The organism is Flavobacterium sp. KMS (assembly GCF_000813005.1).
GTDB lineage: Bacteria > Bacteroidota > Bacteroidia > Flavobacteriales > Flavobacteriaceae > Flavobacterium.
In genome coordinates this window covers 83,349-109,638 of record NZ_JSYP01000004.1, presented here as the reverse complement: position 1 = coordinate 109,638, position 26,290 = coordinate 83,349, and the positions used below count along the sequence as shown (strand labels likewise).

At 32.0% G+C, this 26,290-nt stretch carries 24 protein-coding genes; 12 read left to right on the top strand and 12 right to left on the bottom strand.

All coding sequences use genetic code 11. The annotated features are described in order from the left end of the window. The first annotated feature begins 51 nt into the window (after window positions 1-51). A complete protein-coding gene (locus tag OA93_RS06235) occupies window positions 52-885 on the top strand; it encodes an aminotransferase class IV (protein ID WP_039112280.1) in 834 nt (277 codons plus the stop codon). On the opposite strand, the gene OA93_RS06230 is transcribed toward OA93_RS06235, so the two are convergent. The 6 genes from OA93_RS06230 to OA93_RS06205 form a co-directional block, all read right to left on the bottom strand. Next, the gene (locus tag OA93_RS06230) at window positions 886-1,446 is read right to left on the bottom strand and encodes a YqgE/AlgH family protein (protein ID WP_039112398.1); all 561 of its coding nucleotides are present in this window, start codon (window positions 1,444-1,446) and stop codon (window positions 886-888) included. A gap of 126 nt (window positions 1,447-1,572) precedes the next feature. Beyond that, window positions 1,573-1,845 carry an HU family DNA-binding protein gene (locus tag OA93_RS06225; protein WP_017498096.1) on the bottom strand — a complete coding sequence of 91 codons (273 nt, stop codon included), beginning with the start codon at window positions 1,843-1,845 and terminating at the stop codon, window positions 1,573-1,575. Window positions 1,846-2,025: 180 nt separating this feature from the next. Beyond that, entirely contained in the window at window positions 2,026-2,973 is a 948-nt protein-coding gene (gene fmt, locus OA93_RS06220) for a methionyl-tRNA formyltransferase (RefSeq protein WP_039112279.1), read from the bottom strand. Next, window positions 2,973-4,865 (bottom strand): ATP-dependent DNA helicase RecQ, encoded by a 1,893-nt coding sequence (locus tag OA93_RS06215; protein ID WP_039112278.1) that lies wholly within the window; start codon window positions 4,863-4,865, stop codon window positions 2,973-2,975. Before OA93_RS06215 ends, fmt begins: the two co-directional genes overlap by 1 nt. 65 nt (window positions 4,866-4,930) lie before the next feature. Next, window positions 4,931-5,464: an ATP-binding protein gene (locus tag OA93_RS06210; RefSeq protein ID WP_039112277.1), complete on the bottom strand. Its 534-nt coding sequence runs from the start codon at window positions 5,462-5,464 to the stop codon at window positions 4,931-4,933. 248 nt (window positions 5,465-5,712) lie between these two features. Then, window positions 5,713-6,636, bottom strand: a complete 924-nt coding sequence (locus OA93_RS06205) for an alpha/beta hydrolase fold domain-containing protein (protein ID WP_039112276.1) — start codon at window positions 6,634-6,636, stop codon at window positions 5,713-5,715. Between the two features lie 229 nt (window positions 6,637-6,865). Between OA93_RS06205 and OA93_RS06200 the strand changes: the two genes are divergently transcribed. The 4 genes from OA93_RS06200 (at window position 6,866) to OA93_RS06185 (ending at window position 10,302) form a co-directional block, all read left to right on the top strand. Next, window positions 6,866-7,162: a DUF493 family protein gene (locus OA93_RS06200; protein WP_039112275.1), complete on the top strand. Its 297-nt coding sequence runs from the start codon at window positions 6,866-6,868 to the stop codon at window positions 7,160-7,162. A 2-nt stretch (window positions 7,163-7,164) separates the two neighbouring features. After that, window positions 7,165-7,887 carry a DUF4290 domain-containing protein gene (locus OA93_RS06195; protein WP_039112274.1) on the top strand — a complete coding sequence of 241 codons (723 nt, stop codon included), beginning with the start codon at window positions 7,165-7,167 and terminating at the stop codon, window positions 7,885-7,887. A gap of 215 nt (window positions 7,888-8,102) precedes the next feature. Then, entirely contained in the window at window positions 8,103-9,413 is a 1,311-nt protein-coding gene (gene murA, locus OA93_RS06190; RefSeq protein WP_039112273.1) for a UDP-N-acetylglucosamine 1-carboxyvinyltransferase, read from the top strand. A 13-nt stretch (window positions 9,414-9,426) separates the two neighbouring features. Then, window positions 9,427-10,302 carry a cation diffusion facilitator family transporter gene (locus OA93_RS06185; protein WP_039112272.1) on the top strand — a complete coding sequence of 292 codons (876 nt, stop codon included), beginning with the start codon at window positions 9,427-9,429 and terminating at the stop codon, window positions 10,300-10,302. 355 nt (window positions 10,303-10,657) lie between these two features. Here the strand turns inward: OA93_RS06185 and OA93_RS06180 are convergent, their stop codons facing one another. From OA93_RS06180 to OA93_RS06170, 3 genes are all read right to left on the bottom strand, one after another. After that, entirely contained in the window at window positions 10,658-13,147 is a 2,490-nt protein-coding gene (locus OA93_RS06180) for a DUF5686 and carboxypeptidase regulatory-like domain-containing protein (RefSeq protein ID WP_039112271.1), read from the bottom strand. Between the two features lie 83 nt (window positions 13,148-13,230). Next, window positions 13,231-13,644 carry a type II 3-dehydroquinate dehydratase gene (aroQ, locus tag OA93_RS06175; protein ID WP_039112270.1) on the bottom strand — a complete coding sequence of 138 codons (414 nt, stop codon included), beginning with the start codon at window positions 13,642-13,644 and terminating at the stop codon, window positions 13,231-13,233. Window positions 13,645-13,786: 142 nt separating this feature from the next. Next, entirely contained in the window at window positions 13,787-14,344 is a 558-nt protein-coding gene (locus tag OA93_RS06170; protein ID WP_039112269.1) for a porin family protein, read from the bottom strand. 277 nt (window positions 14,345-14,621) lie between these two features. On the opposite strand from OA93_RS06170, the gene OA93_RS06165 reads away from it, so the two are divergent. The 6 genes from OA93_RS06165 to OA93_RS06140 all read left to right on the top strand — a co-directional run bounded on the left by OA93_RS06165 (window position 14,622) and on the right by OA93_RS06140 (window position 21,650). Continuing rightward, window positions 14,622-15,230, top strand: a complete 609-nt coding sequence (locus OA93_RS06165; RefSeq protein ID WP_039112268.1) for a porin family protein — start codon at window positions 14,622-14,624, stop codon at window positions 15,228-15,230. A gap of 303 nt (window positions 15,231-15,533) precedes the next feature. Then, window positions 15,534-17,084 carry a hypothetical protein gene (locus tag OA93_RS06160; protein WP_052259394.1) on the top strand — a complete coding sequence of 517 codons (1,551 nt, stop codon included), beginning with the start codon at window positions 15,534-15,536 and terminating at the stop codon, window positions 17,082-17,084. A 317-nt stretch (window positions 17,085-17,401) separates the two neighbouring features. Continuing rightward, window positions 17,402-18,010, top strand: coding sequence for a porin family protein (locus OA93_RS06155; protein WP_039112267.1), 609 nt, complete (start codon window positions 17,402-17,404; stop codon window positions 18,008-18,010). 357 nt (window positions 18,011-18,367) lie between these two features. Next, window positions 18,368-18,940 (top strand): porin family protein, encoded by a 573-nt coding sequence (locus OA93_RS06150; protein WP_039112266.1) that lies wholly within the window; start codon window positions 18,368-18,370, stop codon window positions 18,938-18,940. Between the two features lie 81 nt (window positions 18,941-19,021). After that, entirely contained in the window at window positions 19,022-19,918 is an 897-nt protein-coding gene (gene xerD, locus OA93_RS06145) for a site-specific tyrosine recombinase XerD (protein WP_039112265.1), read from the top strand. A gap of 208 nt (window positions 19,919-20,126) precedes the next feature. Beyond that, window positions 20,127-21,650: a PAS domain-containing protein gene (locus OA93_RS06140; protein WP_039112264.1), complete on the top strand. Its 1,524-nt coding sequence runs from the start codon at window positions 20,127-20,129 to the stop codon at window positions 21,648-21,650. Window positions 21,651-22,045: 395 nt separating this feature from the next. Here OA93_RS06140 and rny read toward each other — a convergent pair whose 3' ends face one another. The 3 genes from rny to OA93_RS06125 form a co-directional block, all read right to left on the bottom strand. Next, window positions 22,046-23,611, bottom strand: a complete 1,566-nt coding sequence (gene rny, locus OA93_RS06135) for a ribonuclease Y (protein ID WP_039112263.1) — start codon at window positions 23,609-23,611, stop codon at window positions 22,046-22,048. Between the two features lie 208 nt (window positions 23,612-23,819). Continuing rightward, window positions 23,820-24,113 (bottom strand): cell division protein ZapA, encoded by a 294-nt coding sequence (locus OA93_RS06130; RefSeq protein WP_039112262.1) that lies wholly within the window; start codon window positions 24,111-24,113, stop codon window positions 23,820-23,822. 7 nt (window positions 24,114-24,120) lie between these two features. After that, the gene (locus tag OA93_RS06125; RefSeq protein ID WP_039112261.1) at window positions 24,121-24,411 is read right to left on the bottom strand and encodes a hypothetical protein; all 291 of its coding nucleotides are present in this window, start codon (window positions 24,409-24,411) and stop codon (window positions 24,121-24,123) included. Window positions 24,412-24,586: 175 nt separating this feature from the next. On the opposite strand from OA93_RS06125, the gene OA93_RS06120 reads away from it, so the two are divergent. Continuing rightward, entirely contained in the window at window positions 24,587-26,284 is a 1,698-nt protein-coding gene (locus tag OA93_RS06120; protein WP_039112260.1) for a M23 family metallopeptidase, read from the top strand. Window positions 26,285-26,290 lie beyond the last annotated feature (6 nt).

Genomic DNA, 26,290 nt, shown 5'->3' with positions numbered 1-26,290 from the left:
AGTCTATTTTATAACTTATATTTGCCCTGAACAAAAATTCAGGGTTTTTTTATGATTAATTTTAACGGAAACATAGTAGCGCAGGACGATAATTTATTGATTCAAAATCGCGCTTTTTTGTATGGAGATGGTGTTTTTGAAACACTTAAAATAGTAAATAATAAAATCCTCTTTCTTGAGGATCACTATTTTAGGTTAATGGCTTCAATGCGTGTAGTTCGAATGGAGATTCCTATGAACTTTACAATGGAATATCTAGAGGAGCAAATCCTTTCATTGCTTAATCATAATTCTATTGCCGATTCGGCTAGAGCAAGAATTACGGTATATCGTAATGACGGCGGATATTATTTACCTCAAAACAATACAGTATCCTTTTTAATCCATGCGACAGCTTTGGATAATAAAGCATACGAAGTAAATGAGAATCCATATGAAGTTGATTTGTACAAGGATTTTTATGTTACCAAGCAATTATTGTCATCAATTAAAACGACAAATAAAATAATAAATATCACAGGAAGTATTTTTGCAAATGAAAACGGACTGGATAATTGTATTTTGTTAAATGATAGTAAGAATGCAATCGAAGCATTACAAGGAAATTTGTTTATGTTGTTGGGTAATAAATTAATTACACCACCAGTTTCTGAAGGATGCTTGAATGGTGTGATGCGTAAACAAATTTTAGCCCTTGCCAAAAAACTAACAGACATAGAAGTTGTAGAAGAACCAATATCGCCGTTTGATCTTCAAAAAGCCGACGAATTGTTTCTTACTAATGTTATAAAAGGGATTCAACCAATAACCAAATACAGAAAGAAAGATTTTACGACTAAGATATCTGGTATCCTTACGCAAAAACTTAATGAAAGTATTGCTTAATTAATTGAGATACGGATTCTCTGGTGCATTAGACCAAATAAGATAATCGCCTCCCAGTTCGATAATTTGTTCTTTCCAGAAATGGGTTGGTGATTTTCCGATAATTTTATTTTTATAATTATTATCGGCTATAATCCAGGAGTTACCCTGCATTTCTGTTTCGAGTTGGTTTTCATCCCAACCAGTGTAGCCCAAAAAGAAACGTATATTGTTCTTATTGATTGCTCCACTATTAATTAAGTCTTTTGTAGACTCAAAATCTCCTCCCCAATATATACCATTTGAAATTTCGACACTATTCGGAATTAAATCGGGTATATTATGGATAAAGTAGAGATTATCCTGCTCAACTGGACCTCCATTATAAATCTTGAACGTGGCTTGGATTTCGGGAATTAAGTCATTAATAGTGTATTTAAGTGGCTTATTTATGATGAAACCTATTGAACCTTGTTCATTGTGATCTGCTAATAGAATCACTGACCTGTTAAATGATAAGTCTCCAATTATAGAAGGCTCGGCAATAAGCAGGTGTCCTTTTTTTAATTTTTCTGAAATCATATCGTTACAATTTTTATTAAATTTAAGAATAAAATTTTTAAAATCGTAAATAAAATCGTTAAACGGCAAAAAAAAACCTTCCATATGGAAGGTTTTAATTATATTAAAAGCGTATGTAACTTGTTCTTAGTTAACTGCACCTTCTAATTCAGCACCTGCTTTGAATTTCACAACATTTTTAGCAGCGATTTGAATAGTTTTTCCAGTTTGAGGGTTTCTACCATCTCTCGCAGCTCTTGCTGATACTGACCAAGATCCAAAACCTACCAATGATACTCTCCCACCTTTTTTCAAAGTAGCACCTACGTTTCCTAAAAATGATTCTAAAGCTAATTTTGCCGCAGCTTTTGTAATTCCTGCATCAGCAGCAATAGCATCGATTAATTCTGATTTGTTCATAATAATTAGTTATTAATTGTTGGTTAAAAAAAATTGTCAATACACAAATTTAGTAGGAAATACGTTCCTTGCAAGTGTTTTGTTTAATTTTAGTTTGAATTGTTAATAACTTGCTTTTTTTGTTCATAAAGCAACCCAAAAGCATCACTAAATTTAGTGAGTAGCCTTATTTTGTTGATGTTAGTAGACCTTTGTGTTGTCAGAAAAAGTAATCCCATTTAGTAATTCTGCAACCGCCATTCGTTTTTTTCCGGGCAATTGTAGGCTTAATAATTGAATATAGCCATCAGTAACTGCAATTTTAATCTCTTTTTTGGTGCTAATTAAAGTGCCTATTTCTAGATTATGTGCTTCCAAAATAGGTTTAGCTTCATAGATTTTTACACTTAATTCTTCTTCTTTATCTTTAAGGAAAGTCCAGGCTGCAGGATAAGGACTTAAACCTCTTATTAAATCATTAATTACAGCTGCTGGTTTTGTCCAGTCTATTTTGCAGTTTTCTTTATTTAGTTTGTATGCCGTTTTAATTTCGGCATTGTCTTCTTGAATTATAGTGGTTACGTTACCTGATTCAATAGCTTGCAAAGTCTCAATAACTGTTTCGCTTCCTAACTGCATTAAGCAATCATGAAGTTGACCTGCATTTTCTGTTGGTTCTATTTCTGTTTCAGAACTAAGAATCATTGCTCCGGTATCAATTTTATCATCTATAAAAAAGGTAGTAACACCAGTTTTGGTTTCACCATTTATTATAGCCCAGTTTATAGGAGCGGCACCGCGATAATTAGGAAGGAGTGAAGCATGAAGATTAAATGTTCCTAACGAAGGCATCTCCCAAACAACTTTAGGTAACATTCTAAAAGCAACAACAATTTGCAAATTAGCATTTAAAGATTTTAACTCCGATAAAAAATCTTCGTCTTTTAAATTGGTAGGTTGTAATAAAGGAAGGTTATTTGCTAACGCATATTCTTTTACAGCCGAATATTTTATTTTCTGACCACGTCCTGCTGGTTTGTCTGCTGCGGTAATAACACCTACAACATTATAATTGTTTTTTATTATGGTATCTAGAATTCCTACTGCAAATTCAGGAGTTCCCATAAATATGATTCTTAATTTTTCCATTATGATTTTAATGTATATTTATTATTCGGTTTTATTATGATGCGATTGTCCTCAAGTAATTCTTGTAAAGTATGAACAACATCATCGGCACTATTGTTAGTGCGTGTTTGGATATCTCTAGAGCTCAAATCTTCGGTTTTTAATAAATCAAGGATAGTTTGCGTAATAGATTTGTTAGACTTTTTTGTTTTCTTGGTAATACAATAAGAACAAATGCCACAATCGGTAGTTGTTTTTTCTCCAAAATAATCCAGAATCAATTTGCTTTTGCAAGTTTTTTTCTCGTTTACATAGTCTAGGACTGATTGTAATTGGTCTTTCTTTAGGTTGTTCTGTTTTTCAAGATATTTTGAGACCCTATTAATAGTAAGGTCATCTTCTCGTACTTCATTAAATAATATAGAGGCATCATTGTTTTTGCTATTATATTCAATGATTTCTTTTTCTTTTAATTTTTCTAAAACGGTATGAACTTCAGCTTCAGAGCTATTCGATTTTTTAGCAATCAATTGCAGGTTAAACGGAGTTTTCATTTCGTAAATGCCAGGGTAAGTACGCAAAATTGCCAGAATAATTTCCTCGTCATTAGAGTTTAAACTCGTATAACGTATTACCTCTCTCGATTCGATAAGAAATTGCATTGTGATTTTTTCCGAAAAACTTTGAGATAAAGTAATAATTCCTTGACGGTCTAAAAACTGTAAAGCGTTGTATGTTTTTAAAGTAGGGAAGTCGTATTTATGGCAAAAACGATTCAGATTAAAAGTAAACTCTTCATTAATTCCTTCGCCATAGGCAATCTGAAAATAATTACAAAGCTTAACGTACATCTTTTTAAGGAAGCTTTTATCGGCTAAATTTTGAATAAACTGATTTTCGGCATTAGCAGTGTCTGAGGCGCTAGTGAGTAAAACCGAAAAAGATTTTTCGCCATTACGTCCCGCACGTCCAGATTCCTGATAATAGTTTTCGATGTTTTCGGGTAATTGGGTGTGAATTACAGTTTTTACATTGGGTTTATCAATCCCCATCCCAAAAGCATTTGTGGCAACAATAACCTGAGCTTCTTCGCTCATCCATAATTGCATGTTCTTGTCTTTTTCTTTAGTAGTAAGACCACCATGATAATAGGTAGCTTTAAAACCTAAAGATTGTAATTGAGCCGAAATACTCAAACAGGATTTTCTATTACGTACATATATAATAGATGGTTGCGGATTTTTTTTAAGAATCTGCTCCGTTCTGTATAATTTATCTTCGACCTCAAAAACCATGTAGGCGATATTTTCTCTGGCAAAAGATTGCTGGAAAAGTTTTGGGTCTTTTAATCCTAATTCAGTTTTGATGTCTTCAATAACCCTTGGAGTCGCTGTTGCAGTCAGAGCAAGAAACGGAATCTTAGGAAAATGTTTCTTTAATTCCGAAATCTTTAAATATGCAGGACGGAAATCGTGCCCCCATTGCGAAACACAATGAGCCTCATCTATGGCAATGAAATTTATAGGTAAGTTTTTTATGCGGTCAAGAATCCAGTCCGATTGTAATCGTTCAGGTGACAGGTATAAAAATTTATAATTCCCAAATTGGCAATTGTCAAGAAGATTAATAATTTCTTCAGTAGCGATTCCGCCAGTAAGAGCAATTGCCTTTATGTTTCTTTTTTGCAAATTAGCAACCTGATCCTTCATCAATGCTACCAAAGGCGAAACTACCAAACAGATTCCTTCTCTCATCATCGACGGAACCTGAAAACAAATAGATTTTCCACCACCAGTAGGCAATAAGGCAAAAGTATCCTGACCATTTAAAACCGAATCAATGATTTCGTTTTGCAAAGGTCGGAAACTATCATGTTTCCAGTATTTTTGAAGAATCGATAATGCTTCTTGCATTTGTCAGGATTAAAGTTAACAATTTAGAAAACAGTTTCTAGTTTTACCAACCTTAAAAACTCCGACTAAATTTTATCTAAGATATAAAGAATTCGGTTAGATACAGTATCTTTAGGAACCTCAATAAGTTCGTAACCGTATTTTTTATACGTTTCTACCAGATGGCTGTAAATAGTTTTGGCTTGTTCAAAATTTTCGTAACGTTCACCGTCACTCATGTAAATTTCTTCCCAGGGTGGAAGCAGAAAAATTTTAGAATATTTGCAGTCCTCGCACGCAGCTTTAAAATGTTCCGGATAATCATCACCTATATAATCCATATAGGCAACAACATCAGGAATTCCGCGGTCAATAAACACAACTTCCGAAGGTTCTTGTTGTGCGTTCTCGAATTGTTTAATCCGTCCTTCGAGTAGCTTTTCACTAAACAACAAGGGCTTTTCAAGAAACAATTGTTCGATTCCTTCTTTTTGGGCCTCCAGCGTTACTTGTCTCGAAATTTCGGGATAACAGCAATATCCATCGGCTACCAAACCATCAATAATAGTAGACTTTCCCGTACCCGGGCCACCAATAATAACAATAATTTCTTTCTGCACTTTCTAAAAATAAAGTGCAAATTTACCTAAACTTATTGGTATTATACAAGATTATTTTCTTGAAGCGAATGATTTAGGATTTTTTTGTAGGTAAAGTTCCTGCTGTTCGCTTCAATCTTTTCCTTTTTTAAAGAAAAAAAGAAAAAGGATTTGCACTTCCATCAGGGCTATTGAGGTTATAATTTTTTGTACTAGGATTAATTTGGTAAAAAGCATAAGGCATAAAGCTTTAAGCGTAATGCTTTTTTTTAATTGCAAAAAGAATATTCAGATAAACCTTCCGATTTCTTCGTATTCGGAATAATAATATGCGATTCAAATTTCCTTTTTGCGATTACATTGTTTATAAATCCAAGAACATAATCAGGTTCTTTGCCAAATAGATAACCGCAAAATTCATGTCCGCCACCGCAAGAGGTAATAAGTTCGATATTTTTTTTAAGAGAAGTCATTTTATTGTAAACCGAATGTGAACCCGAAAGAGTCATGAATCCCATAGAATCATTTGGGCAGGAACGATGCGAGCCAGTTGCGTAAGGAACGGTGGAATCTTCACTTCCGTGAGAAAGTAACATCGGAATCGCATTTTTAGCATTAATAAAATCTACATTCATAATTGCGCCAGATCCGCCGATAAGTCCTGCATATTTAAAATCACTTGGCAAGTTATTCGAATATAAATTCATTATAGAGTAATCCCAAAAAGTAGCATGAAATGCAATTTCGGCACCAGCGCTAATTCCAGCGATAAAAATCTTCGAAGCATCGATATTATAAGAGCTTTTATTTTTAATCATAAAAGAAGTTGCTTGCCACATATCGCTAACACCAATTTGAATGGTTTTAATTTTTTCAGGTAAAGTTGAGTTGCATCCAAAATCTTTGTTCTTCATATATAAAGTGTACGAAATACTAGCAACTGCGATTCCGTTTTGAGCAAGACTCATGGCGAAATTTTTTTCACCAAAACGATCACCACCCGAAAAGCCGCCACCGTGAGCAAAAATTACAAGCGGTATTTTCTTGTCTGATTTTTTTAGGGGCAAGTATAAATCAAGATCTAGTTTAATGGAATCATTCTCGAAATAAGTTAACGTTTTGATTTCTTGTGCGGTAATAGAAAATGAAGTAAAAAAGATAAAAAGTAATAAATGTAAAAAAGGCATTCTCATTGTGGTGGTATTTTTATTATAATGCGTGTTCAATTACCCAAAGATAAAATAATAAAACAGGATAGGCTAAAATCCCGAGTTTTAACAAATTTTAAGAAGTGTGTTTGGTCTTGTAAAAGAGTAAAATAAGGTTAATTAGGGTTAATGTTTCGCATTATAAAAAAATCATAAATGCTAAATATAAAATCTCAAATCAAAACCGTATATTTGCGTCTATTTTAATGAAAGAATGGACGAAGATAAAGAAAAAACCACCGCCGAATTTTACGAAAGATTAAAGGTTGAGTTAGACAACAGTAACACTTGGCCAGCAGAATATTTGTATAAATTTATTGTGCCTTCAGTAGCAGATAATGTTGAGCGCGTAGAGAAAGCTTTTGATAGTATGGGAGCAGTAATTAAAACTACAAAATCCAAAACGGGTAAGTTTACCAGTGTTTCGGTAGATGTTACTATGAAAAGCTCAGATGAAGTAATCAGTAAATACCAAGAAGTTTCTACAATTGAAGGTATAGTTTCACTATAAATATGATCGAAAAATATAAAAAAGAAAATGCGAATGATGTTGTTTTTAATTTAGAATACAATTCTGAAAGACAACATTTAATCATTCCAGAGTATGGTCGTCATTTGCAAAAATTGATAGATCAGGCTACTGCTATTGAAGACGTTGAACAACGTAACAAAGCAGCCAAATATATTATTCAGGTAATGGGAAGCTTGAATCCGCATTTGCGTGATGTACCCGATTTTCAACACAAACTTTGGGATCAGCTTTTTATCATGTCTGATTTTAAATTAGATGTTGAATCTCCTTACCCAATCCCTTCTCGCGAAGTATTACAGCTAAAACCAGATGTATTAAAATACCCTCAAAATTACCCAAAATACAGGTATTATGGTAACAACATCAAATACATGATAGATGTTGCCAACAAATGGGAAGATGGAGAGATGAAAAATGCATTAGTATTGGTAATTGCCAATCACATGAAAAAATCTTACCTGAGCTGGAACAAGGATACCGTAAAAGATGATGTTATTTTTGAACATTTGTACGAACTGTCAGATGGTAAAATAAATCTTCTACAAAGCACAGAAGAACTCCTAAACACAACAGATTTATTACGTACTAATAAGCGTATATCTAATAAAATCACACCAGCTGGACAGCCTAAAATTCAGAACAATAAGAATATAAAAGGACCAGGGAAATCAAAGCCGTTTCAAAAAAACAATAATCAGAAGTAAAAAAAAGTTGCTAAGACACTAAGTGACTAAGTAGCTAAGGTTTTTTAGCTCAGAACCTTAGAATCTCAGAGCCTTAGAAACTATAAAAGAATAATCAGAAGTAAAAAAAGTTGCTAAGCATCTAAGTGACTAAGTTGCTAAGATTTTTTGAAAAGAGAAAACTTAGAACCTCAGAGCCTTAGAAACTTAAAAAAGAAGAATCTTAAAAGAAGAATATGGGAATTTTTAAAATCGAAGGTGGAATTCCTTTAAAAGGAGAAATCACTCCACAAGGAGCAAAAAATGAAGCGTTACAAATTTTATGCGCGGTACTTTTAACCTCAGAAAAAGTAAAGATTAATAACATTCCTGATATTATTGATATCAATAAATTAATTACGCTTTTAGGAAATTTAGGCGTAAAAATTCAAAAAAACGAACCAGGTTCAATTACATTTCAAGCCGATGAGGTAAATGTAAACTACCTGGAAACTGAAGCTTTCAAGAAAGAAGGTGGAGCACTTCGTGGTTCAATCATGATTGTTGGGCCGCTTTTGGCACGTTTCGGAAAAGGATATATTCCTAAACCAGGAGGAGATAAAATAGGTCGTCGTAGATTAGATACTCACTTTGAGGGATTCATTAATCTAGGAGCAAAATTTAGATACAACAGAGAAGATCACTTTTATGGTGTTGAAGCTCCAGAAGGATTAATCGGAACTGATATGTTGCTTGACGAAGCATCAGTAACAGGAACTGCAAATATTGTAATGGCAGCAGTTTTAGCCAAAGGACAAACAACAGTTTACAACGCAGCTTGCGAGCCTTACTTACAACAATTATGTAAGATGTTGAACTCTATGGGAGCAAAAATCTCAGGAGTAGGTTCAAACTTACTAACAATCGAAGGAGTAGAAAAATTAGGAGGTTGCGAGCACAGAATTCTTCCAGATATGATCGAAATCGGATCTTGGATAGGATTGGCAGCAATGACAAAAAGCGAAATCACAATTAAGAATGTAAGTTGGGAAAACCTAGGGCTTATCCCTAATACATTCAGAAAATTAGGAATCACAATAGAAAAACGTGGTGATGATATTTATATCCCTGCTCACGTAAATGGATATGAAGTTAAAACTGATATCGATGGATCAATCTTAACCATTGCCGATGCGCCATGGCCAGGATTTACACCAGATTTATTAAGTATCGTTTTGGTTGTGGCAACACAAGCAAAAGGAGATGTTTTAATTCACCAAAAAATGTTCGAAAGCCGTTTGTTTTTCGTAGATAAACTAATCGACATGGGAGCAAAAATTATGTTATGTGATCCGCATAGAGCCGTTGTTATGGGACATAACTTCGAGTCACAATTAAAAGCAACAACAATGTCATCTCCAGATATTCGTGCTGGAATTTCATTATTAATTGCAGCTCTATCAGCAAAAGGAACAAGTACAATACAAAATATAGAACAAATCGACCGTGGATACGAACGTATCGACGAGCGTTTAAGAGCAATTGGAGCAAAAATCGTGAGAGCGTAGATAAAATCCTCAAATGACGAATGAACAAAAAGCTATAAAAGCTACATACTTTAGTATAGTTGGAAACACCTGCTTAGCCGTTATAAAAGGCTTGGCAGGTTTTTTTGGCAATTCTTATGCCTTAATTGCAGATGCGATTGAATCTACTACCGATATATTTTCGTCCTGTTTGGTACTATTCGGAATTAAATATTCTAACAAACCAGCAGATGAAAATCATCCTTACGGACATGGTCGTGCAGAACCTTTAATCACATTTTTGGTCGTTGGATTTTTAATTACTTCAGCAACAATTATTGGTTACGAAAGTATTGCAAATATCCAAACCTCGCATGATTTGCCAAAATCCTGGACCTTGTATGTATTAGGAGCAATTATTGTTTGGAAAGAATATTCTTTTCGATTGGTAATGAAACGTAGCAAACAAACCAATAGTTCATCATTAGCAGCAGATGCCTGGCACCATCGTAGTGATGCAATTACATCTGTAGCCGCTTTTATCGGAATTTCGATTGCGCTAATCATGGGGAAAGGTTACGAATCTGCAGATGATTGGGCAGCACTTTTTGCAGCTTTCTTTATTTTATACAACAGTTATAAAATTTTCAGACCAGCGCTTGGCGAAATAATGGACGAAAATTTGAATGATGATTTAGTCGAAGAAATCAGAATAAAATCTTTAACCGTAGTAGGTATTCTGGGAACCGAGAAATGTTTTATTCGTAAAGCAGGAATGAAGTACCATGTAGATCTTCACGCCATCGTATCGGCTAAAATTTCGGTAAAAGAAGGTCATGAACTTTCACATAAATTACAAGATACACTAAAAGAAAAAATACCCCAATTAGGGAATGTTTTAATTCATATTGAGCCAGATGATTATCACTGATTTTTAAGGTTCAAAGGTTTTTTAAAGGTTCAAAGGAACAAAGGTTCTGAGGGACTAAGGTAACTTTGTCAAAGTTTTTCACTTTGCCAAAGATAATAACGAAGACAAAAAACGAAATCCGTTTATTCTTTTATATAGAGTAAACGGATTTTTTTTTGTAAGGTTCAAAGGTTTTTGTAAGGTTCAAAGGTTTTTTAAAGGTTCAAAGGAACAAAGGTTCTGAGGGACTAAGGTAACTTTGTCAAAGTTTTTTTACTTTGACAAAGATTCATCCTCAAATTTCTACTTACTAATGTGATTTCTCCTTTGTCGAAGTGACAAGATTGGAAGGAATCTGCGTGAAATCATCACTAAACTACTCCAGAATATTTAGAAACTTCAATCCAAAAACGACTCCGTTTTGTTGTATTCCGTTTTGGTAAGAGTGAACATAATCTATACGAAACATTCTGAATTTTCCGAAACCAAGATTGTCTAATCCAACTGTAAATTCAGAATAGGGTTTAGTATTTGGAATTTCAAGCGAATGGAATCCTATATTTAAAGTTGATTTTAATTTATTCAATAAAGGAATCTTGTTCATAATGTATCCATTGTCATTATGCTCCATATGAACCTCAAAATAACTGTCGTTTGTGCTATTGGTATAATAAGGTAACAGATTAAATACATTCAGATATCTATCGGCTTGACCTATATGAGTTTGGTTTCCGTTAAAATGTTTGTAATCCATAAAAGCGATGTTCTCGGCATTAAAGAATTTACCAGCTTTTATGTTTATTCCCAAAAGCCCTTTATTTCCTAAAGTTAAATCATATCGTACAGCTGCACTTATAAGATCAAATTCATACTTTTTCTCGCTAGCTGCTAAAGCTTTTTCATAACCTAAAGATAAGGTTGGGTATTTCTCATTCTTAATATTATATTTTCCGTCTGGTCTGGAAATATATTTGTTACCAAAACTAATTCTAGTGTTCAAATTAGCTTTTACCAAATGATGTTTCTCAAAAGGAGAATTCACAAAGTCATTTGGCGCAAGCGGATTGTTAGAAGAGTAAAAATCATCCTTATTAAAGAAAGAGTAATCGGTAGTATTAAAAAGAGGTTTACGTTGCTCATACGCAACTTTTGCACCTATAGTAATGCCGTTGGCTACATTTTGAGTATAGGCTAGTTGAGCAAATTCCAGATTGTAAACTTTCATATAGTTATCCTTAAAAAATAAAGAACTTACCGAGTTAATAAAATTACTTATAGGTTCACTATTATTAAACTGGCTTATTTTTGTGCCTCCAGAAGCAAAGATTGTAGCATAATTTTGATGATTAAAAGTATGCTTAAACTCACCAGTAATACGCAAACGCTCATCCGAGAACCCATAATTTATTGCAGTACTTATTGAGGTTTCTTTGCCTTTTTCCTCATTCCAATTTTTATAAGAAAAACCAGTTCCAATATTAAAACCCTGAACAGTATTAAAACTGAGAGCGCTTAAATCGAATAGTCCGTTATACTTAAACGAATATTTCTCGAAAGTATTTTTGTGTTCATGACCAAGTAAAATGTCAAAGAAATTAAACTTGTTATTCTTGGTATCAATAGAATCGGTGTATTTTCTCGATGTTCGAATAGTTTGTAAACTATCTTTCTTGATATAATCTGTGCTTTCTTCGATAGTTAAAGGAATTGGGCGGATAGAATTCCAATAAGAATCATCTTTTTTATTAGCATTAGTTTCAAAACTTACGATTTCATTAGTGAAAGTTTTCTTTTCAAAAGAATCTGGAAATTCATAATTGGTATATACATAATTAAACTTTCCTGTAAATTGAACCCCAAATGCTCCAGCAGTAAAAGACAAACTTTGAGCATTTTTTGCCCACAATTTATTTTTAGGATTATAACTAAAGCTTTGTTTAAGATTCATTATTTGCGTTAGCTCATTCTTGATTCGATATCCTTTTATATCGAGGTCAATGGCATAAATGGCAAAACTATCATCGATAATATAGATATATCCTTCAAAAACTGGTTCTTTATCACGTTTAGGGATAACCTTTATTTTGTTTATTTGCTGGTTGTTCTCATCAAAGAAAGTTCCTTCTAGTTTGTATTTGTAGTAATTAAAGGCATTGTCGGCAATAGGAGAAATCATTCTTACACCAAACTTTAATGTGTTATTATAAAAATCATAAGTAGATAAACTTGCCGTATTATAGCTATACCCTTTATTGTTACCTGAAATTTTAGATGCGATTATTTTCTCCTTAAGATTATCAGGTTTCTCAAATGTAATTTTAGAAATAGTTTCAGATAGATACAAAACACCTGTTCCTGTAGAGTCGAGATTAGAGGCCATTTCATCACCAATATCTACTTTAAGACCCATTATCTTTTTAGGTAAATCTTTGATTTTGAACATTCCTTTAGAATAAAAATCAGCAGTATATCGACCTGTCTTTTCCGAATTGTCTTTTTTATTGGCAATTGCACTTCTTATAATGTCATTGGCGGGATTATCCTTAGGATTAATTATTACTTCGTTAAGAGTGAAGTTTTCTTCCAGTAGTTTTACATCCAGTGTGTATAGTGATGCAGAAGAGGGAACAGTTAGTTTTTGAGCTTTAAACCCTAAATATTGAAATATGATTTTGTTCTTGCCAATCTCTTTTACATTGAGCTGGTATTTTCCTTGTTCGTTGGATGTAGTGCTGTTATAAGTATTCTCTTCGAAGATAGAAACAAATGGTAAAGGGTTTCCTTTTTCATCCGAAATTGTTCCTTTAATCTGTGCGTAATTTGAAAATGAAAGTAATAAAAAGGCAAATAAAATAAAGTTTTTCATATAGGTACATTTCTTATTTCAAAAATAAAAGAAGTTAGAAATGAACCTATTAAAACTATGTTAAATGATTTATAGCACTTTAACTATAAAAAAGAGCGTATGGCAAGTTCGTAACTTTTTAGACCAAAACCTAGAATAACGCCTTTGGCATTTCCAGAAATATACGATTGGTGGCGGAAACTTTCGCGTGCATAAGTATTAGAAATATGTACTTCGATAACAGGAGTCGTAACAGCTTTTATAGCATCGCCAATACCTATTGAGGTATGTGTATAAGCACCCGCATTTAGAATAATGCCATCATAGTTAAAACCAAATTCTTGTATTTTTCCAATTAATTCGCCTTCGATATTACTTTGATAATAGCTTAGTTCAATAGATGGGAAAGATGTTTGTAATGTTTCAAAGTAATCTTCAAAAGTTTGAGATCCGTAAACTTCGGGTTCCCTTTTTCCTAAAAGATTCAAATTTGGTCCGTTTATAATGATAATTTTCATGTATTATAATTTTAAGCAATTCTGATTTGTTTTTGAATCCATTTTACATTTCACCCAAAACATTTCATTAGTAGCGGTGTAAAAATAAAAAAACCGTTCCAATAAATAGAACGGTTTTCGTAAAAGTATGTGATATTATTTCTTAGAACATGAATCCAGCTGAAAGTTGGAAAACAGAGTTTTTAACATCAGCATCTTTCGAAGCTTCAGTCAATCCTATACCGTAACGACCTTGGATAAAAAAGTTTTCGGTAAGTTTAAAACCTAATCCTGCATTAAGACCGAAGTCAAAAGTTTTACCATCTTTAACATCAAAATCATTTTTCTCACTTAATAAGAAAGATGCTTGAGGTCCCAATTCTAAACTAAATGATTTAGTTAAATAAAACTTAGCCATTACAGGAATTGATAAATATCCTAATTCATTTTTAAATTCTTGACCTGCGGATTTATAACTTGCTCCTTGAGTAGAGTATAAAAGCTCAGGTTGAATAGAGAATTTTTCTAGTAATTTAATTTCCGCTACTACACCTGCATGATAGCTGGTAATACCTTCTTTGTCAAAATTTTGTTCTGGAAATGCGTCTCCAGTTTGACTTGCAAAGTTAACCCCTGCCTTTACACCAAAACGTAATAATTGTGCTTGCATTGTTGCTGATGTTGCTATGAACAGTACAGCTACTAAAATTATTCTTTTCATAAAATTCTTTTTAAAAGTTTGATTGATTTTTCTGTAAGTTAAAACTCTTATAATTTGCAAATATTGTTTAAATATTAGAAAGATTCCAATTTTCTACATTAAATAATTACTAGCAAATTTGAATGTTCAAGGGCAAAAATACTTGCTATTGGCTGGTACTCAATTATACTTATAAAAGATTGTTTTATAGAATTTACATCCCATTTTTTAATTAATAGTATTTTAAGTTAATATTATTATATATTTGTAGTATTAATATTATAAAACATAATAAATCATGAAAAAGATCACTTTATCGATTATTGCAGTTTTAGCATTTGGATTTTCAAATGCACAAGAAGTTAAATTTGGTGCAAAAGGAGGAATCAATCTTTCTACTTTGACAGGAGATATTGACAACGCTTCTTCAAAAGTTGGTTTCCAGGTTGGAGGTTTCGCAGAGATAAAATTATCAGATAAATTCTTTGTTCAACCTGAACTTTTATATTCAACTCAGGGAGCGAAGAATAAAGTATCTGGGTTTGGATATTCTGAAGAAAATAAATTAAAATTTGGATATTTAAATGTACCAGTAATGGCTAAGTATTATGTTATTGAAAAACTTAGTTTAGAAGCAGGACCTCAAATCGGATTTTTAGTAAGTGCTAAATCTGAGTATTCATCTACTGGATTTGGAGAAGATGAGTCTGAAAAGGTAGATGTTAAAGATCAATTTAAATCAATTGATTTTGGAGTAAACTTTGGTGCTGGATATGATTTTACCGAAAATATTTCTGCTGGTGTTAGATATAACTTGGGTTTATCTAATATTACTGATTTCGGAGATGGAGATAATGCTAAATTTAAAAATAGCGTATTTTCTTTATCAGTAGGATATAAATTCTAAACTATTTTAATTACGTTTTTAATAGCCTCTCATAATCAATTTATGAGAGGCTATTTTTTATTTATAAGTTTTTTAGTAATAATTTTTAAGGACCTTAAAGCAAATTTAGCATCACTAAATTTAGTGAGGGATTCAGTTGTAATGTTTTAAGAATTAGAATTTTGAATATTTTTTTATTTTTTTGTAAGAATAGTTTTTTAATTTTTGAATCTCTTTTTGTTCTTTTTATCTAATTCATAAGTATATATTTGATTGAATAATAGTGTTAATTTTTAACATTTGTTTACCTTAAAATTTTTTATAATGAAGAACAATTTAAAAAAGCTAAGTGTATTAGCGATTATGAGTTTTGCGTTTTTGACTAGCTGCGATAGTCAAGGAGATGCAGCAGAAGTAAGTTCTGTTGAAAATTCAAAGAAAAATGTAGATGAATTATACGATTCAAATTCTACTCTGAAAAGACAATTTGGGAAGGCATTGATGATGTCTTTAAATGAAAGTAAAGCATTGAGAGATTTAATTAAAAATAAATCTTTAGAAATGTTTGACAATGATTATGATGTTTTATATCAGATGATAAAAGACGAGAAGCTTGAAAATAATGTAACCGTTAGAGAAAGTATTTTAAAAAATATTGGAGATGAAAACTTGTTGAATCTAATAGAGTTAAACAATCCGACGCTTACAATTTTTGTTCCTGAATTACCAGAAAACACTTTCTCTGCTAAATTATGGAATACTGAAACTGAAGTTCCAAAAGTAGCAATACAGCTTTTTACTAGTAATGATGTGCCAATTATAAACCAAGATGGTACAGAAGAAATTTTTGGAGCAAGGTATACCCCAGGTTTTCCTATTATTGTAATAAAAGAAAATGAAAGAGTTGTTGTAGCGAGAAACAAAGAATATTCTAAATTAACGACTAGAGTTTTACGAAATGATAGTAGTGTTGAATTTAAATTTTTGGATGAATGTTTTGATAGTTCTAAAAATAACAAGGAGGAAACATCACGTCCTACAACTCCAGGAACGTTAGATTCTAAAATTGTAGATGCTTATAATATGTATGAAAGCGCTGATGGTTGGCAAAGGGATTACATATACTATGGCATAAGTCCAACTACAACTAAAGGACCTTTTAAGTATGATTTTCAAGAAACTGTGAAATCGTTCACATTGTTAGGAGATCCAACTGCTGCTTTTAATTCAATTTCAGATCAAACTGGAGATCCAAGACTACCTGTATGGGTTATGGGGAATAAAGATGCACCGCTCACTCCAATTTCACATTGGACAGGTGGAAATTTTGAATTTAAAATCAGGATATTAGTAAATGGTAAAAATGGTGTAGGTAGCGAAATAATAAAATATTTTACCGCAACAGTGGATGATTTATTTGACTATAGTTATGTAAGAGGGGTGAGTTGGAATTATCGCTATCACTATGATCGTAAAATTAGCAGTGTAAAGACTGTAAATTTAAATATACCAATTTTTAATTGGGATTTAGATCAATATGCTTCTACGATTAAAATTGATATAGAAGAGGTTGATCTAACGGAAACAACTGTTTTAACTGACACTCGAACTGTTGAGTTTGCAACTAATTTTGGTATAGATGCTGGTTTTGGTACAATTACTAAATTAGGACTTAAATATGGAGCTAGTTTAAAACAGACTACAACAAGTACTGTTCAAAGAACTTTTACTCAAGGGAATGATTTGTTAGGTGATGTCATTGTCAATTTTGCTGATAAAATTATTATAGCTCAACCAAGTCTTGGCACTTATCAAACTAGAGAATATAGTTCTGGTTTATATTCTGTTTCGATTGAACCTACAAGAGTTCAGTAAAAAAATTGTGGTTTGTTTTAAAGAATTAATTTAAAATTACCAAAATGAACATTTAGATTTTAAGCAGTAGTAAATTTATTTACTGCTGCTTTTTTTTATTTATAAGTTTTTTAGTAATAATTTTCATTAGGATTAAAAAAAAATTACCATCACTAAATTTAGTGAGAAAAACAGTAATAACATTCTTCTTTTCAGTTACATAAAGCTGAGAAATAGAATTTCGGGTTTTTATTAATTTTTTGTTTTTTTTGTGATTTTATTGGATTTTCGTTTGTGCTTTTCTACGTTTGCCGCTTAAACCTTAACATAATACAAAAATGAAAAAAATTACTTTATCAATTGTTGCTGTTTTAGCATTTGGATTCGCAAATGCACAAGAAGTTAAATTTGGTGTAAAAGGAGGGATTAACCTTTCTACTTTAACAGGAGATGTTGAAGATGCTTCATCAAAAGTTGGTTTCCAAGTTGGTGGTTTTGCAGAAATTAAATTAACTGAGAAATTCTCAGTTCAACCTGAGGTTTTATACTCTCTGCAAGGAGCTAAATCTGAAGGTTCTGAGTTTGGTTATACTAGTAAATCTACTCTTAACTTATCTTATTTGAATATTCCTGTTATGGCAAAATATTATGTTGCTGAAAAATTTAGTTTAGAAGCAGGTCCTCAAATTGGATTTTTATTAAGCGCAAAAGATGATACTAAAGTTACTGTGGATGGAGAAAGTTCATCTGAGAAAATCAATGTTAAAGACGATTATAAATCAATTGATTTTGGAGTGAATTTTGGTGCTGGGTATGACTTCACGGAAAATCTTTCTGCTGGTCTTAGATATAATTTAGGTTTATCTAATATTGCTGAAACTGTTGAAGGTGAAAATTATAAAGTTAAAAACAGTGTTTTCTCTTTATCAGTAGCTTATAAATTCTAATAACTGCTTTAGAATTCTATTAAGATATTCTTAATTTGACTTTTTACAATTTAGCAACCCTTAAGTAGAAATATTTAAGGGTTGTTTTTTTATGCATGATTTTAAGATGACTTTGTTATTTGCTGAGTATAAATACAATTTATAGGTTTTTTACGGTTAATTATTGTTAGGTTTAAAAGAAATTTGCTCTCACTAAATTTAGTGAGAAAAACAGTAATAATAAGCTCTAAGCCAGTGTTGTGAAGTTGGAAAGGTATGAGGATTGGTTTTATAAGATATTTTTTTTTAATCTGAAATTTTGGAATTTAAAGCGCTGTTTTCTAGGTTTGTCTCCTAAATTTTAACAAAACATAAAAAATGAAAAAAATTATTTTATCTATGGTTGCGATTTTAGCATTTGGATTTGCAAATGCTCAAGAAACAAGATTTGGAGTAAAAGGAGGTCTTAACCTCACAAATTTCACTGGTGGTTATGATACTAAATCTTTAGTTGGTTTCCATGTTGGAGGTTTTGCAGAAATTAAAGTTATGGACAAATTTTTTATTCAACCAGAGCTTTTGTACTCAGCACAAGGGGCAAAATTTGATAGCCCATTTGGAGATTATGATGTTAAATTGAATTATTTAAATATTCCAGTTTTAGCTAAATATTATGTAACAAAAGAATTCTCAGTTGAGGCTGGTCCACAAATTGGATTTTTATTATCAGCTAAAGCTGATGGTGAAGATGTTAAAGATGGTTATAAATCTACAGATATAGGTTTTAATTTAGGAGCTGGATATAATTTTACTGAAAATTTATCAGTGGGTATTCGTTATACTATTGGTTTATCTGGTGTTGCTGATAGAGGAGATTATGAAGATTTAGATGATTATTATGATAGTGCTAAAAACAGTGTTTTGGCTTTGTCTCTAGGATATAAATTCTAATTTTATTTTTTAAATATACATTAAAACCTTCTGCGATAGTAGAAGGTTTTTTTATGGTTAAAAAATGCTTTCCTTTGTTTTATGAATTGGACTCGTTATATAAAAGAATATCAATCCTATCTTAAGATAGAACGTGGTTTATCTAAAAATACAATCGAGAACTATGTTTTTGATATTGAGCGATTATGTCTCTTTCTTACTCAAAATGGAATTGAGGTTTCTCCAGTGCAAATTAATGAAGAAACAGTTCAGGATTTTATTTATTCAGTTTCCAAAGAAGTTAACCCTCGTTCTCAAGCTCGAATTATTTCGGGTTTAAAAAGTTTTTTTAATTATTTGATATTCGAAGATTATCGCAATAATAGCCCTTTAGAACTTATAGAATCTCCTAAGACAGGAAGAAAATTGCCAGACACTTTATCTGTCGATGATATTGATAGACTCATTGCTGCTATCGATTTAAGCTCTAATGAAGGAGAAAGAAATCGTGCCATGTTAGAAACCTTATATGGCTGTGGACTTCGGGTTTCAGAATTAGTTGCATTAAAAATATCTGATTTATTTTTTGAAGAAGGATTTATTAAAATTACTGGAAAAGGAAATAAAGAACGTTTTGTTCCTATCGGAGAATCGACTCAAAAATATATTTTGCTATATGTTAATTTAGTACGGTCGCATTTAAACATTAAAAAAGGTTTTGAAGATACTTTGTTTTTAAATCGAAGAGGAAGTCAGCTAACCAGAGCTATGATTTTTACAATTACCAAAGATTTGGCTTTTAAGATTGGTTTAAATAAAAATATAAGTCCACATACTTTAAGACATTCTTTTGCTACTCATTTGCTTGAGAATGGTGCCGATTTGCGATCAATACAATTAATGCTAGGACATGAATCGATCACTACAACCGAAATATATGTTCATTTAGACAGGACATATTTAACACAGGTAATTCACAGTTTTCATCCAAGAAAGTAAGCTTTTGGCAAAAATATTTTAGATGATATTATTTTTATCTTAAAAAAATTAATATCTTGGAGGTGTATTGTTTGTAAAAAAGAGAATTTGTTCTCATACTTATAATAAGTAATAAAAAACGAAAACTTTTATGTTTTTTTAAGCCTTAAATAATAGTATCAATTTTGTTCTATTCTGGATAAAATGGTCAACTTACACAGACACAATTATGGTTTTTGATTTATATGAAGATGAAAATTGTCAGAAGTTGAATAACTTTTACAAAAAACTATTTGCCGAAATTCCCGATTTAATCTTTCAATTTATTATCGATGTCGATAATACTTATTCTTTTCCTTTGGTTAGTAAAGCCATGGAAGAGATTTTTGAGTTACCAACAACAGAATTTACAAATCGAAGTAAATTTGCGATGTATGAAAGAGTGCATCCTGAAGATCGACATATGTTTATTACTTCACTATCTAAAGCCCGAAAAACACTAACGCCCTGGGAAGTAGAGTTTCGGGTAGTTTTACCAAAAAAAGAGATTCGGTGGCTAAAAGTTTGTGCAAAATCCGAAGGTTCTCCAGATGGTCTGGTTAGTTTCTACGGACGGATTTCGGATGTAACGGATATAAAAGATCAGGAGCTTAAACTTAAAATTTCAGAAGAAAGGTTTCAGTTTGCTTTAGACGCATCTACAGTTGGTGTTTGGGATTGGGATATGGTAACAAACAGAGTATTTTATTCGTCTTTATCGTTGAAAATTTTAGAATTAGAATCTAATGATATTTTTGATGATCCAGAACGTTGGGATAAAATCGTGCATCCAGATGATTTGCCTAAGTATTATTCGGATATTCAAGAGCATTTTGATAATAAAATACCTTATTATGAAAATTACCATCGTGTATTAACTTCTAGTGGTAAATACAAATGGATTCTCGATCGGGGAAAAGTTATCGAAAGAGATTCAAACGGAAAACCATTGCGTGTTTTGGGTACGCATACAGATGTTTCTTATCAAAAAGAGAAAGAACTGGAACTCATTAAAACAATGAAACTATTTAGTGATCAAAATAGTCGATTGCTTAATTTTTCTCATATCGTTTCTCATAATTTAAATACTCAAGCAGGTAATATTAAGAGTATTCTTGATTTTATCGATGAAGATCATAGTAAAGAAACGATTGATGAGATGTTGGTGCATTTACGAACGGTTTCTAATGATTTAAATGATACTATTTCTAATTTAACTCAGATTGTTCAAATACAGAGTAATCTCAATATTGTTATAAAACCTCTTAAGTTGGGGTATAGTATTGATAAGACAGTTTCTATAATCAAGGCATTTAGCGCAAAAACCAAAATAGTAATACATAATAATGTACCAGATTATGTAACGATTAATTTTAATCCTGCCTATCTGGAAAGTGTTTTATTGAATTTTACTACGAATGCTATAAAATATGCTCATCCTGATAGAGCGCCTGTAGTCGAGTTTATTTTTGCAATTGAACCAGATGGTCGCAAAGCTTTAAAAATTAAAGATAACGGTATCGGAATTGATTTAGAGCGCTATGGCGATTTGATATTCGGAATGTATAAAACCTTTCATAAACATAAAGAAGCTCGCGGTATTGGATTGTATATTACAAAAAACCAAATAGAATCTATGAAAGGGGAGGTTTCTGTAGAAAGTGTTGTTGGTGAAGGAACTGTATTTAAAATTATATTTAATGATGATTTGTAGGTTCTGAGGTCCAGAGTTGCAAAGGTTCAGAGCTGCAAAGGCTCTAAGGTACTAAGGTTCTGAGTGGCTAAGATTCAAAACGAGCGTAATACCAGCAAACTTGTCTTTCTGGGCGGAGTCGAAGAATGCTTATCAATAACTCGATAATTTCAGGGTAAGTTTGAGTTAATGAGATTGTAAAATATAATTGATGGAGTATATACTCTATTTGCTCTGAATTTACTTTAATAAAGACTTCGCGAACTTTGCGTAAATCTTTGCATCCTTTGCGGTTGAATAATTAAATAAGATGCATAACTTAATTTCCCTTAATTTCTTAATGGTAAAAAAAAGGAAAAGTATTATAAATAAAAAACTCCTCAATTGAGGAGTTTTTTTATGATTATAAAGAGAGCTTATTTTGCAATATTTACCGCTCTTGTTTCTCGTATTACTGTTACTTTAACCTGACCTGGGTAAGTCATCTCGGTTTGTATTTTTTGTGAGATATCAAATGATAAACTTGCAGCATTATCATCAGATACTTTTTCGCTTTCTACAATTACACGAAGTTCTCTACCTGCTTGAATAGCGTAGGCGTTTTTAACTCCATTAAATCCGTAAGCAACTTCTTCAAGGTCTTTTAAACGTTGGATATAAGAATCTAATACTTGTCTTCTTGCACCAGGTCTTGCACCAGAAATAGCATCACAAACCTGAACGATTGGCGATAATAGTGATTTCATTTCGATTTCATCGTGATGCGCTCCAATTGCATTACAAACTTCTTCTTTCTCACCGTATTTCTCAGCCCATTGCATTCCTAATAATGCGTGAGGTAAATCACTTTCAGTATCTGGAACTTTACCAATATCGTGAAGTAAACCAGCTCTTTTAGCTAATTTTACGTTCAGTCCTAATTCGGCAGCCATAATACCACACAATTTAGATACTTCTCTAGAGTGTTGTAATAAGTTCTGACCGTAAGAAGAACGGTATTTCATACGTCCAACAACTTTTATTAATTCTGGGTGTAAACCGTGAATTCCTAAATCTATTACTGTACGTTTTCCAACTTCAATGATTTCATCATCAATTTGTTTTGCAGTTTTAGCAACAACTTCTTCGATACGTGCTGGGTGAATACGACCATCTGTAACTAATTTGTGTAATGCTAAACGAGCGATTTCTCTACGTACAGGGTCAAAACAAGAAAGGATAATTGCTTCTGGAGTATCATCTACAATAATCTCAACACCTGTTGCAGCTTCTAGCGCACGGATGTTTCTACCTTCACGACCAATGATTCTTCCTTTTACATCATCCGATTCGATATTGAATACAGATACACAGTTTTCTACTGCTTCTTCTGTTCCAACTCTTTGGATTGTGTTAATGATGATTTTCTTAGCTTCTTGTTGAGCAGTAAGTTTTGCTTCTTCAATAGTATCTTGAATATGAGACATTGCATTACTTCTTGCTTCTGCTTTTAAGCCTTCCATTAATTGGTTTTTAGCTTCTTCTGCAGAAAGACCTGAAATTACTTCTAATTGTTGTAATTGACTTTTGTGTAATTTATCAACTTCAGCTTGTTTTTTGTCTAAAACTTCAATTTTATTAGTGTATTCCTGAGTTTTAGCTTCGTAATCATCATTAGTCTTTTTGGCTTTTGATAATTCATTAGAAACTTGAGATTCTTTGTCGCGTACTCTTTTTTCTACTTCTGCTACTTTTTTATCTCTTGCAAGGATTACTTGTTCGTGCTCTGATTTTAATTCAATAAACTTTTCTTTTGCTTGAAGAATTTTATCTTTCTTAATGTTTTCGGCTTCCAGATTAGCATCTTTTAAAATCGATGCAGCTTCTTTTTTTGAGTTCTTGATTAAATTGGAAATATTGCTTTTTTCTATGATTTTGGCTATCCCAAAACCCCCAGCAACACCTATAATTCCTGAAATAATGATCGTTATTATGCTGTCCATGTTTGTTAAAATTTATATATAAAAAAGCCTACATTAGGTTGCTTGTATAAACTCGAAAAGACAAGTTTTGAGCTAACTCACTGTTCAAGTTTCCTCGCCGGAGCGTGGCATGCTTTAGTAGTGATGATTTGCTCATTCTAATTTGTTAGTGTTGAGTTTACCAAATATGAACTAATGTAGGCAGTATCTTAGTTTCTGTAAAGAACGTTTAATTTTCGAGATATTGATCTAAAAGGGTATTTAATCTTTTAATTCTTTCGATAGTTTCATCACTATCAGTTGCTTTGTCAATTTGTTTTTGCTCTACTTGCGATGCAAATTGTAATGCACACATGGCTAAAACGTCTTGTTTGTCGCGAACAGCATAGTTTTCTTCAAATTGCTTAATCATAACATCAATTTTTTTAGAAGCACTTCTAAGTCCTTCTTCCTGTGATAGTTCGACCGTTAGTGGGTAAACTCTGTCAGCGATTGATATTTTTATTTTAAGCTTTTCGTCCATGTTGTTACTAGTCTGATAGTTGTGCTATACAGTGGTCTATTTCGCGAATTAATGAATTTATTTTAAGCTTTGTATCTCTCTTATTATCGTTACTGCCAAGTAAAGAATTGGCGATTTTGAGTGTTTCATACTGCTTTTTCAGGGCCTCAATCTCTTCCGATTGTTTGTGTATGGTGTGCTTAGCCTCTGTTAATTCTAACTTTAGTTCTTGATTGTTTTTTTCTAAACCTTTTAGCTTCGCAAAAAGTTTTTCTACTTTATATTCAAGAGTATCAATTATTTCGGCAATTACACTCATTATAAATCCTATTCATTACTTAATCATACAAAGTTAGTATTCCTTTTTATTAATGCAATATTTTATCGATTTTTTTGCATTAAAAATAGCAAATTAATGGAATTCAAGGTATTGTATTTTGTGATTTTAGTAATTATTTTACTAACTTTTTTTTATCTTAGCAAAAATGTAAATCATGAGATATTCTGTACTTTTTCTGCTATTTTGTAATCTTATTTCTGCTCAGACAGATTATCCGAAAGACTATTTTAGACCGCCACTAGATATACCAATGCAGCTTTCTGGGAACTTTGGGGAGTTAAGACCAAACCATTTTCATGCTGGTTTTGACTTAAAAACAAATCAAAGAGAAGGGCTGAATGTGTACGCTGTTGCCGATGGATATATCTCGAGAATTAAAATTTCGACTTTCGGAAATGGTAAAACTTTGTATGTAACACATCCAAATGGTTACACATCTGTATATGGACATTTGCAAAGTATGGTTGGGACAATTCAGGAATACATCAAGAAAACGCATTATCAGGAGAAATCATTTGAAATCGAAATGTTCTTGAAACCTGGGGAAATGGTTGTTACCAAAGGACAATTGATAGGATTGTCTGGAAATACAGGTTCTTCAGAGGGACCGCATTTACATTTTGAATTCCGTGATTCTAAAACGGAGTTTGTTATTAATCCAATGCTTTTTGGTTTTGATAAATATGTTAGAGATACAAAAAAGCCAGTAATTTCTAATTTATATGTTTATCCGCTTGACGATAATACAACTGTTAATCAATCGAAAGTCCCTTTAATGCTTAATTTGACATTGCAAAAAGATGGAACTTATTTGTCTGATAGGGTTGCTACAAACGGAAAAATTGGTTTTGGAATTACTGCTGTTGATTATGACGATGTTTCGTTTAATAAAAATGGGGTTTATAAAGTAGAGTCTTTTTATAACGGAAATTCTAATTTCGGATATCAATTTAATACGTATTCATTTGATGAAATGCGATACATAAACGTATTAATTGATTACCCTAGATATAAAAAAACGGGACAGAGAGTACAAAAGTTGTTTATGAAAACGCCTTTTGCCTTGAGCATTATAAAAACGGATGCTCTGAACGGAGTGCTTCCGGTTGTACCAAATTTAGCTTCGGCGTATCGTGTAGAAGTTTCGGATTTTTATGGAAATATAAATACAGTTAATATTCCAGTTCAGTATGATTCATTACCAGCAATTGTGAATCCGACACCTGAAGCTTCAAATTATTTGGTAAAATACAATAAGGATGCTAATTTCTCTAAGAACAATATGTCAGTGTTTTTTCCTGCGGGAACATTTTACGATGATTTTAATTTGAATTTTGATGTAAAAAATGACCGCATTTATATTCATGACGATACAGTTCCGGTTCATTCTAATTTTACAATTACTATAGAAGATGGTAAATATCCCGAAAATCTTAAGGATAAAGTTTATATAGGCAGAATTACAGGAAAGAGCGGTAGTTATAATGCTACATCTCGTAAAGACAATGTTTATACAGCTAAGTCAAAAACCTTAGGGCAATTTGGGTTAGTTCTGGATACAATCAAGCCAACAATTAGTATTGCAAAAACAATTCAGGATAAATGGATTAGTGATGTAAAGAAAATTCAGTTTACTATTAGTGATAGTATGTCGGGGATTAAATCTTACAATGGGTATTTAAACGGAAATTGGATTTTGTTTGAGTATGATAATAAAACCAAAAAGATAACTCATGATTTTAATGATGGTATTGTAGCCGAAGGAGCGAATGATTTAAAAATAGAAGTTGTTGATAATGTGGGGAATTCTGCTATCTTTGAGACTCGTTTTTTTAGAAGTCAAACAAAATAAAAATAT